The following is an 8,704-nucleotide window of genomic DNA, read 5'->3' as shown; positions in this document are numbered from 1 at the left end:
GGTTCGTCCGACAGGCGGGGCGGACCGCGCGAGGATCGGCGAGAAGCGCGCCGCGATGACCGCAAGGGGCCGGGCGGGCCCCGTCGTCACGACAGGCAGGACGACCGCGGTGGACGCCCCTTCGGCCGCGACGACCGGCGCAGCGGCCAAGGCGACTCCCGAGACGACCGTAAAGGTAAACCGAGGTTCGACGACCGGCGAGGGCGTTCGGAACAGAACCGCAGCCGCGGGGACCAGCATTCCGGTCGCCAGCAGGATGACCACCGCCGCAGCGATCGCGGCGCCGGCCCGAAACGCGACCATGGCGGACCCGGTCAGAACCGTGGCGGGCCTGCCCGCGACGGTGATCGGCGGGGGGAAGGCCGACGGGATGAGAACCGGCGGCCTGCCGACCGTCCCGGGAAGGACGATCGCTACGGAAAGCGTGGCGGTGACGGCCGCGAGGACCGGAGGCAGCGGTCCAGCACCGATCGGCCGCGCGGGAAAGACCGGCCGGATCGCAAAACGGGAAATGCGGCGAGCGCGGAACAGGAGACCAAACAGCTCCCGGACGCGCCGGAGCTGCCCGAAGACGTCGATTCCGCCGAACTGCACGAGGAAATCCGACGGGAGATGCGCTCGCTGCCGAAGGGTTTGGCGGACAAGGTCGCTGCGCATCTGGTCGCTGCGGGCAAGCTCATGGACACCGAACCGGAGCGGGCGCTCGAGCACGCGCGTTACGCGCGGCGCCGGGCCTCCCGGATCGGGGCGGTTCGCGAGGCCAACGGGCTCACGGCCTACCAGATGGGCGAGTGGACCGAGGCGTTGTCGGAACTGCGCGCGGCGCGGCGGATGGTCGGCGGCGTCGGCCACGTCGCGATCATGGCGGACTGCGAGCGTGCGCTGGGACGGGCAGAACGCGCTTTGGAACTGAGCCGCAGCCCCGAAGCAGCCGAGTTGACCGGGCAGGAAGCTGTGGAGCTGCGCATCGTTGCGGCGGGCGCGCGCCGGGACCTCGGCGAGATCGACGCTTCTGTGGTGAGCTTGCAGATCCCGGAGCTTGATCCGCAACGGCAAGAGCCGTGGAGTGCCCGTCTGTTCTACGCGTACGCCGACAACCTGCTCGCTGCCGACCGCGTGCAGGAGGCGTTCACCTGGTTCGTGCATGCCGCGCACGCCGACGACGAAACCGAGACCGATGCTCCGGAACGGTTGGACGAGCTTGTCGTCCAGCTCGGTGGTGCCGAAGCCGCGGAGGAACTCGTCGCTGAAGCGGAAGCGGTCGGGCCGCTTACCGTCATGAAGGACGTGGACGAGCCGGAGGACGACGCGGAACGAGCGCACGGGGCGACACCCTCGGACGGCTCGGAACAGTCCGGAGGTGGCGAGGCGCGGTGACCGGCTCTCTGCTCGAGAACCACGACGTGGTTCTGCTGGATCTCGATGGCACCGTCTACAGGGGCGGGCAGCTGGCTCCTGGGGCTGACGAAGCCATCGATGGTCTGCGTCGAGATGGTGTGCACGCGCGCTACGTCACGAACAACGCGTCGAAACCGGGGCAGGCCGTCGCCGATCACCTGAACTCACTCGGGCTCAGCGCTGACGCGAGCGAGGTGAGCACCAGCGCGCAAGCAGGAGCTGCTCTGTTGGGGCAGCAGCTGTCCGCGGGTGCCAACGTTCTCGTGGTCGGGACGGATGCGCTGGCAGGGGAAATCGAGCACGTCGGCCTCACTCCGGTGCGGCGGTTCGAGGATAAGCCGGTCGCAGTGGTGCAGGGCCATTCGCCGGAGACCGCGTGGTGGAACCTGGCCGAAGCTTGTTTGGCTATCCGGGCCGGGGCGTTGTGGGTCGCCTCCAACTCCGATGCGACATTGCCGACCGAGCGCGGTGAACTGCCCGGCAACGGCGCCATGGTGACCGCCCTGCGCGCTGCAACCGGCCGGGAGCCGCAGGTCGCGGGCAAACCGGAACTGCCGCTATTGGAGCGTGCCGTGGCTTCCGCCGACGCGCGGCGCCCGTTGATGGTGGGAGATCGGTTGGACACCGACATTGCGGGCGCAGTCCGGTACGGGATGCCGTCGCTGATGGTGTTCACCGGCGTGGGCACTCCGGCCGAGGTGTTGTTCGCACCACCCGACGCGCGCCCGGATCACTTGGCCGAGGACATGCGAGCTCTGTTCCGGCCGATCGATGACTCTGCGGTCGGCGAACAGCAGCAGTGGAAGGTCCGCGTCGGGGAACGCTCCTTGGAGCTCACGGCAAATGCCGCGGCTGGCGGCGGTGACCGGCTCACGGCGCTGCGCGCGTTGTGCGCTGCGTGGTGGGCGGCCGGTTCCGGCGAGGTCGCCTTGCAGGCGGGCGACGCGGAAGCGAGTCGGGCATTGCGGGAACTCGGTCTGGACTGACCCGGCCGGTTCCGCGCACCGGCCGCTGCGGTCGGATAGCGTTGACTTGGTCGCCGTGACATGCCCGGCGACGTCGCAACAGAGGCGGGAGACGATGACCTCTCCAGGGCAGCAGGGCGAACCCTCGGTGCCGAATCCGTCGATGTTGGCGAGGCAGGTGGACGACGGTTCTGCCGCCGAGCAGGCCATCAGCGCGGCCCTCGCACGCCTCGATGAGGTGCGTGAGCTGCCGGTGGCCGAACACGTCGAACGGTTCGAAGCGGTGCACTCGGCGTTGTCGGACGCGTTGAGCAAAGCCGAGAACATGCATTCCGGTCCGACCGGCGGTGGGTGAAGCAGTGCCACGCAGAGCGCGTTTGGACGCCGAACTGGTACGGCGTGGTTGGGCTCGGTCGCGCGAGCACGCCTCCGAACTCGTCGCCGCGGGCAGGGTGACCGTGCGCGGAATGGTGGCCAAGAAGTCCGCCACTGCCGTTGAGACCGCCGCGCCCATCGTCGTGAACGAGGACGTGGACGACCCGCGGTGGGCTTCCCGCGGAGCGCACAAGCTCTTGGGGGCACTAACGGCTTTCGAGCCCGAAGGTCTTTCGATCAGTGGTCGGCGTTGCCTCGACGCGGGCGCGTCGACCGGCGGATTCACCGACGTGCTGTTGCGACGCGACGCGCGCGAGGTCGTCGCTGTGGACGTCGGATACGGACAGCTCGTCTGGGCGTTGCAGACCGACGAGCGGGTCCGCGTGCAGGACCGCACGAACGTGCGCTCGCTGAGCCCGGAGGACATCGGTGGAAAGGTCGACCTCGTGGTGGCCGATCTGTCGTTCATCTCGCTCAAGCTGGTCCTGCCCGCGCTGCACGCGTGCGCGGTGCAGGACGCCGACCTGGTGCTGATGATCAAGCCGCAGTTCGAGGTGGGCAAGCAACGCCTCGGATCCGGTGGAGTGGTGCGTGATCCGGGGCTGCGCACCGAAGCCGTCGTTGACGTCGTGCGCTTCGCCGCGGACAGCGGTCTGGGGTTGCGTGCTGTGGAAGCCAGCCCGCTGCCCGGACCGTCGGGAAACGTGGAGTTCTTCGTGTGGTTGCGGGCGGGCTCGAGCACCAGCGCTTCGGAAGCCACCGAGCTCGTGGTGGACGCGGTCCGCAGAGGACCGCAGACTGCGAACAACGGCGGTGTCACCGACGCCGCAGCTGTCGCGAGCACGTCCGATGAGCGGCAAGGGAGCGGTAGTTGACCCGAGAAGTGCTGTTGGTGGTGCACACCGGCAGGCAGCACAACCTGCGCACGGCGGAGAAGGTCGCGGGACAGCTCGTCGGCGCCGGGGTGCGGGTCCGGGTCCTGGAGGACGAGGCGCGCGAGCTCAGCCCGGGCTGCTACACCGAGGCCGTGCCCACCGGACTGCACGCCGCTGCCGGCACCGAGTTGGTGTTCGTCCTCGGTGGCGATGGCACCTTGTTGCGAGCCGCGGAGTTGGCGAGGCTGCCAGGAGTGCCCGTTTTCGGGGTGAACCTGGGCCGGGTGGGGTTCCTGGCCGGGGCGGACTCGGATGCGCTGGACCAGGCGGTGCTGGCTGTCGTCGAAGGGCGCTACCACGTCGAGGAACGCATGACCATCGATGTCACTGCGATGCTCGACGGTCGCGTGCTCGCCACGACGTGGGCGTTGAACGAGGCCAGCGTCGAGAAGAGCAGCCGGGAACGCATCCTCGACGCCGTCGTGGAGGTCGACGGCCAACCGGTCTCGGCTTTCGGCTGCGACGGGGTGCTGTGCTCCACCCCGACCGGATCGACGGCCTATGCGTTCTCCGCCGGTGGTCCGGTCGTCTGGCCCGAAGTGCAGGCATTGCTCGTGGTTCCCAGCAATGCGCACGCGCTGTTCGCGCGACCGTTGGTGGTGTCCCGGAACTCGACGCTCGCGCTGGAGATCGATCAGGGCGGCCACGACGCGGTGCTGTGCTGTGACGGGCAACGGCACTTCGACCTGCCGGCGGGCGCCAGGGTGGAGGTCGTCGCCGGTGCCAACCCGCTGCGCCTGGTCCGGTTGTACGACGCGTCCTTCACCGAACGCTTGGTGCGCAAGTTCGAGTTGCCGGTGCAGGGATGGCGCGGGCCTGCGGCGGATTGAACGCCCGTGACCGGCGGCGGAGGTAGTGGCCGACTCACCGCTCCGTTCGGGTTGGCCGCGTTGATCGGACTGGCACCCCTCAGCCGGTCGGGGCGGACCGCTAGGGTGCTCGATGTGTTGGCGGAGATGCGCATCCAGGGACTGGGCGTCATCGATGACGCCACGCTCGAGCTGCACCCGGGATTGACCGTGGTGACCGGCGAGACCGGGGCGGGCAAAACGATGGTGGTCACGGGGCTGCACCTGCTCAGCGGCGGGCGTGCCGACGCGTCGCGGGTCCGGTCCGACACCCCTCGAGCGCTGGTGGAGGGACGTTTCGAGGTCACCGCGGACTCGGGCGCCGTCAAGGTCGCGCGAGAGGCCGGTGCCGAACCCGACGAGGACGGCAGTCTCCTCGCACTGCGCAGTGTGAACTCGGACGGTCGTTCGCGCGCGCACTTGGGAGGACGGGCGGTGCCGAACGCGGTGCTGTCCGATCTTTCCGACCAGCTGCTGGCCGTGCACGGGCAGAACGATCAGCTCCGGTTGCTGCGCCCCGGTGAGCAGCGCGCGGCGTTGGACCGTTTCGCGGGTGAGCCGGTCGCCTCCGCGCTGGCCGAGTACCAGCGGGTCCGTGCCGAGTGGACCGAGGTGGTCCGCGAGCTCAAGGAGCGCACCGAGCGCGCTCAGGAATGGGCGCGGGAGGCGGACCTGCTGCGGCACGGCCTGTCCGAGATCGACGCCGTCGCTCCGGAGCAGGGAGAGGATCAGGCTCTGGTCGACGAAGCCCGCCGGCTTTCGGACGTCGATCAGCTGCGCGAGATCGCCACCGGCGCACAGCAAGCGGTCAGCGGTGCTGCGGACGGCGACCCGGAAGCCCCCGGTGCCATGGGGATGCTCGGGGACGCGCGGCGCAGGCTCGGCGGTGCTGAGGACCCGGCGCTGCGCGACTTGGAACCTCGGGTCGCCGAAGCCGCCGCGGTGCTGGCCGATGTCGGCGCCGAGCTCGGCGGTTACCTGGACCGGCTGGAGGTCGACCCGGGTCGGCTGGAGCAGGTGCTGGCACGCCAAGCCGAGCTCAAGAACCTGACGAAGAAGTACGCCGCCGACGTCGACGGGGTTCTGGAATGGGCCGCGGAGGCGCGTAACCGGCTGGCGGGGATGGACACCTCCGAAGAGGCGCTGGCCGAACTCGCGGGACGCCGCGATGAGTTGGCCGGTGAACTCGCACAGCACGCCCAGGCGCTGTCGGACGCTCGCGTCGAGGCTGCGAGCGGACTCGCGGAGTCGGTCTCCGCGGAACTGTCCGGGCTGGCCATGGCACAGGCCCGGCTGGAGGTCGTCGTGGAGCCGAAGGAGGCCAACGCCGACGATCCATCGGCGCTGCGCGTCGGGGACCGGACGTTGACGGCCGGCCCGGAGGGCACCGACGAGGTGGAACTGCGCCTGGTCGCGCACTCGGGCGCGCCGGCACTGCCGATTCACAAGGGGGCTTCGGGCGGCGAACTCTCCCGCGTGATGCTCGCGCTGGAAGTGGTGCTTGCCGACGCCGACACGGTGCCGACGCTGGTGTTCGACGAGGTCGATGCCGGGGTGGGTGGCCGCGCCGCAGTGGAGATCGGTCGGCGGCTGGCCCGATTGGCCCGCACGCACCAAGTCATCGTCGTCACGCACCTCGCGCAGGTCGCCGCGTACGCCGATCGGCACCTCGTGGTCGACAAGGGTTCCAACGACACGGGACTGACTCGCAGCGACGTGCGCACCGTGGCGGACGAGCGCCGAGTGGCCGAACTCGCCCGGATGCTGGCGGGCCTGGACTCGACCGCGACCGGCCGCGCGCACGCGGAGGAGTTGCTGGCGACTGCGGCCTCGGACAAGGCGGATACCGGCAGTGGCCAGGGAAGCGGCAAGAGCAAGGGGACGCGTAAGCGCAGCCGCTGATCTCGTTGCTCCGTTCAGAGCAGTGAAATATCGGTGAACGGCGGTACCGGTACGGCGTGGCGGTCCTGCGTTCGGTGATCTGTTTGTCACCATCGGTTCATGAAGATCAGTGGTCTCCTCACCCGCCAGGAGGACAGCCGTCCTGGTGTGGCCGGGACGGCGCGGGTAGCGCACCGTCCCGGCGAACTGCCGCGGCGGTTCGGCCCGGGCGACGTCGTCGTGTTCGATCACGTGGACCTCGATCGCCGCACCGCGGACGCCTTGGTCGAAGCCGGTGTGGTGGGGGTGGTCAACGCCGCGCCGTCGATCTCGGGACGCTTCCCCAACCTGGGGCCGGAGGTCCTCTCCGGCGCGGACGTCACCCTGATCGACGACGTCGGTTCGGACGTCCTGCGATCGGTCAAGGACGGCGCGCGCATTCGGTTGCACGAGGGCGTGGTGTACTCCGGCGACGAGGAACTCGCCTACGGCCAGGAACAGGACGCGGACTCGATCGCGGATCAGCTCATCGAGGCCAAGGCCGGGATGACCGCGCAGTTGGAAGCTTTCTCCGCCAACACCATCGAGTTCTTGCGCACCGAGCGGATGCTGATCCTGGACGGGATCGGGGTTCCGGACGTGAGCGTGCCGATGGAAGGCCGCCACGTGCTCGTGCTGGCGCCCGGCTACGGGCACGTCGACGACCTCAAACGGCTCAAGCGGTACATCAAGCATTACCGCCCGGTGCTGATCGGAGTGGACACCGGAGCGGACACGCTGCGACGTGCCGGATATCACCCCGACGTGGTCGTCGGTGACCCCAACGGCATCGAGACGGCCACCCTCAAACGGGGCACCGAAGTGGTCGTTCCCGCTCATGTCGACGGACACGCTCCCGGCATCGAGCGCATCCAGGACCTGGGTATCGGTGCGCTGACGTTCCCGGCCTCCGGCAATCCCGAAGACTTGGCCTTGCTGATCGCGGATGCTCGTGCGGCGCAGCTGGTGGTGACCGTCGGGTTCCAGGCGACCCTGCACGAGTTCCTGGACCGGGGTCGCTCCGGATCGAACCCGTCCACGTTCCTGACCCGGTTGCGGCTGGGCAGCAGGCTCGTCGACGGGTCGGCCGTTGCGGTCTTGCAGCGCGGGACCGGCTCGAATGCAGCGCTCCTGCTGCTGGTGCTGGCCGTGCTCGCGGTCGTGTTCATCGCGCTGGCGGCATCGGGATTCGGGACCTCGTTCCTCGCCGTGCTGCAGGATGCCGGGCAGTCCGCGCTCGCGTTGGTGAAGGGGTGGTTCGTGTGATCTCGATGCGGCATCACCTGGTTTCGTTGGCCGCGGTGTTCCTGGCACTGGCGGTCGGGATCGTGCTCGGGTCGACGTCGTTGAGCGACCGGTTGCTGTCCCACGTCGGTAGCGAGCGGGATTCGCTGAGCCACCAGGTCGGCGAGCTGAGCGCCGAACGCACGGCGTTGCAAGCGCGCCTCGACGGAGCGCTGCGCTTCAGCGCCGCGACGGCTCCGATGGCGGTGCGGGGTCAGCTCGCCGACCGCGGAGTCGTCCTGGTCAGCTCGTGGGACGTTCCACAACAGGAGCGGGACGGCGCGCGCCGCATGATCGAGGCGGCGGGCGGCCGCGTGACCGGTGATATGCAGCTCACCGAGGCGGTCGCCGCACCGGACCGTGCGGACCAGTTGAGCCGGGTGGTCACCCGGTTGCTGCCCGCCGGGGTGCAGCTGCCGACCGCGACGGATCTCGGCACGCTCACGGGCGGGTTGCTGGGGCCGCTGACCATGCTGGACCAGGCGACCGGACAGCCTCAGGTCTCCCCGGAAGAGCGGTCGGCCGCCCTGGGCGGGTTGAGCGAAGGCGGGTTCGCCACGGCCTCCGGTGAGGTCCAGCCCGCGCCGCTGGCCCTGGTCCTGACCGGCGGTGCGGAACGCGGAGATGACGCGGGAAGCCGTGCGAGCGTGGTGGCCCGCCTGGCGACTCAGCTCGACCGCTCGGGATCCGGAGCCGTACTCGCCGGCCGTTCCGGGTCCGCAGCCGGCGCCGGCGCGGTCGGGGTTGCCAGGGCGGACTCGTCGACGGCCGCCGCGCTCTCCACAGTGGACGATGTGGAGACCCCGCAGGGGAGGGCGGCCGCTGTGCTCGCGTTGCGCGAGCAGCTCGACCATCGAGCCGGGCACTACGGCGTCGCGGGTACCGCGCAAGGCGTGGTGCCCGGCGCCAGGGACTGAGGCCCGGTCCGCAGCGAATGCCGGGCGCGGGTAGCGCGGTCCGAGGCTTGCGCCGGGCGGCG

Annotated in this window: 7 protein-coding genes and 1 pseudogene; all 8 read left to right on the top strand. The window is 70.0% G+C overall.

Annotated elements, in window-relative coordinates; translation table 11 throughout:
• Window positions 1–1,377 (top strand): annotated as a pseudogene (locus tag IJH84_RS16415) (hypothetical protein); the annotation flags it as partial.
• A complete protein-coding gene (locus tag IJH84_RS16410) occupies window positions 1,374–2,384 on the top strand; it encodes an HAD-IIA family hydrolase (RefSeq protein WP_295145939.1) in 1,011 nt (336 codons plus the stop codon). The pseudogene IJH84_RS16415 and the gene IJH84_RS16410, both read left to right, overlap by 4 nt.
• A 94-nt stretch (window positions 2,385–2,478) precedes the next feature.
• Complete coding sequence (locus IJH84_RS16405; RefSeq protein WP_295145937.1) at window positions 2,479–2,718, top strand: hypothetical protein; 240 nt, start codon at window positions 2,479–2,481, stop codon at window positions 2,716–2,718.
• 4 nt (window positions 2,719–2,722) lie between these two features.
• Window positions 2,723–3,613, top strand: coding sequence for a TlyA family RNA methyltransferase (locus IJH84_RS16400; protein WP_295145934.1), 891 nt, complete (start codon window positions 2,723–2,725; stop codon window positions 3,611–3,613).
• Complete coding sequence (locus IJH84_RS16395) at window positions 3,610–4,503, top strand: NAD kinase (protein WP_295145932.1); 894 nt, start codon at window positions 3,610–3,612, stop codon at window positions 4,501–4,503. Before IJH84_RS16400 ends, IJH84_RS16395 begins: the two co-directional genes overlap by 4 nt.
• 114 nt (window positions 4,504–4,617) lie before the next feature.
• Entirely contained in the window at window positions 4,618–6,423 is a 1,806-nt protein-coding gene (recN, locus tag IJH84_RS16390; RefSeq protein WP_200073057.1) for a DNA repair protein RecN, read from the top strand.
• 99 nt (window positions 6,424–6,522) lie between these two features.
• Complete coding sequence (steA, locus tag IJH84_RS16385; protein WP_295145930.1) at window positions 6,523–7,707, top strand: putative cytokinetic ring protein SteA; 1,185 nt, start codon at window positions 6,523–6,525, stop codon at window positions 7,705–7,707.
• Complete coding sequence (locus IJH84_RS16380; protein WP_295145941.1) at window positions 7,704–8,642, top strand: copper transporter; 939 nt, start codon at window positions 7,704–7,706, stop codon at window positions 8,640–8,642. Before steA ends, IJH84_RS16380 begins: the two co-directional genes overlap by 4 nt.
• The last annotated feature ends 62 nt before the right edge of the window (window positions 8,643–8,704 follow it).

The sequence above is a fragment of the Saccharopolyspora sp. genome (assembly GCF_017434145.1).
Taxonomy (GTDB): domain Bacteria; phylum Actinomycetota; class Actinomycetes; order Mycobacteriales; family Pseudonocardiaceae; genus Saccharopolyspora_C; species Saccharopolyspora_C galaxeae.
This window is presented reverse-complemented; position numbering and strand designations above follow the sequence as displayed.